Genomic DNA, 1624 nt, shown 5'->3' with positions numbered 1-1624 from the left:
CTGAAATGCATCAGTACTTAATAATTTCTCCATAGAAAGGAGGTGATCCAGCCGCAGGTTCTCCTACGGCTACCTTGTTACGACTTCACCCCAATCGCTGACCCTACCTTCGGCTGCTGCCTCCCTTACGGGTTAGCTCACAGACTTCGGGTATTGCCAACTCTCATGGTGTGACGGGCGGTGTGTACAAGGCCCGGGAACGTATTCACCGCGACATGCTGATTCGCGATTACTAGCAACTCCGGCTTCATGTAGGCGAGTTTCAGCCTACAATCCGAACTGGGACAAGTTTTTGAGATTTGCTCCACCTCACGGTCTTGCGTCTCTTTGTACTTGCCATTGTAGCACGTGTGTAGCCCTAGACATAAGGGGCATGATGATTTGACGTCATCCCCACCTTCCTCCCGGTTAACCCGGGCAGTCTCGCTAGAGTGCTCAACTAAATGGTAGCAACTAACAATAAGGGTTGCGCTCGTTGCGGGACTTAACCCAACATCTCACGACACGAGCTGACGACAACCATGCACCACCTGTCTTCCTGTCGGTACCAAAGGTACCGACTTCCCCGGTTAAGGGTAATTCAGGAGATGTCAAGTCTAGGTAAGGTTCTTCGCGTTGCTTCGAATTAAACCACATGCTCCGCTGCTTGTGCGGGCCCCCGTCAATTCCTTTGAGTTTTAATCTTGCGACCGTACTCCCCAGGCGGGATACTTATTGTGTTAACGGCGGCACGGAGGTGTTGAAACCCCCACACCTAGTATCCATCGTTTACGGCGTGGACTACCAGGGTATCTAATCCTGTTTGCTCCCCACGCTTTCGAGCCTCAGTGTCAGTTACAGTCCAGAAAGTCGCCTTCGCCACTGGTGTTCTTCCTAATCTCTACGCATTTCACCGCTACACTAGGAATTCCACTTTCCTCTCCTGCACTCTAGATATCCAGTTTGGAATGCAGCACCCAAGTTAAGCTCAGGTATTTCACATCCCACTTAAATATCCACCTACGCTCCCTTTACGCCCAGTAAATCCGGACAACGCTTGCCACCTACGTATTACCGCGGCTGCTGGCACGTAGTTAGCCGTGGCTTCCTCCTTGGGTACCGTCATTATCGTCCCCAAAGACAGAGCTTTACAACCCGAAGGCCTTCATCACTCACGCGGCGTTGCTGCATCAGGGTTTCCCCCATTGTGCAATATTCCCCACTGCTGCCTCCCGTAGGAGTCTGGACCGTATCTCAGTTCCAATGTGGCCGATCACCCTCTCAGGTCGGCTACGCATCGTCGCCTTGGTGAGCCATTACCTCACCAACTAGCTAATGCGCCGCGGGTCCATCTTATAGCGGATTGCTCCTTTGATTTTCATTTCATGCGAAACGAAAATGTTATGCGGTATTAATCTTCCTTTCGGAAGGCTATCCCCCTCTATAAGGCAGGTTACCCACGTGTTACTCACCCGTCCGCCGCTAAGAAAGTTCCGAAGAACTTTCTCCGCTCGACTTGCATGTGTTAGGCACGCCGCCAGCGTTCGTCCTGAGCCAGGATCAAACTCTCAATTTAAAGTTTAATCATAGCTTACTTACTTAGTAAGTCTTTTTTCAAAAGAATTGCTGGTTTAGTTTAAGTCTA

1 rRNA gene is annotated in these 1624 nt (G+C 50.7%); it reads right to left on the bottom strand.

Features of this window, described 5'->3' with window-relative positions:
• Window positions 1-35 precede the first annotated feature (35 nt).
• A 16S ribosomal RNA gene (locus bsdtw1_RS23365) occupies window positions 36-1555 on the bottom strand.
• Window positions 1556-1624: the final 69 nt, after the last annotated feature.

It is taken from the genome of Clostridium fungisolvens (assembly GCF_014193895.1).
In the GTDB taxonomy this organism is placed as follows: domain Bacteria; phylum Bacillota; class Clostridia; order Clostridiales; family Clostridiaceae; genus Clostridium_AR; species Clostridium_AR fungisolvens.
Note: the sequence above shows the minus strand (reverse complement) of the source record. Positions and strands in the feature narration are given on the sequence as shown.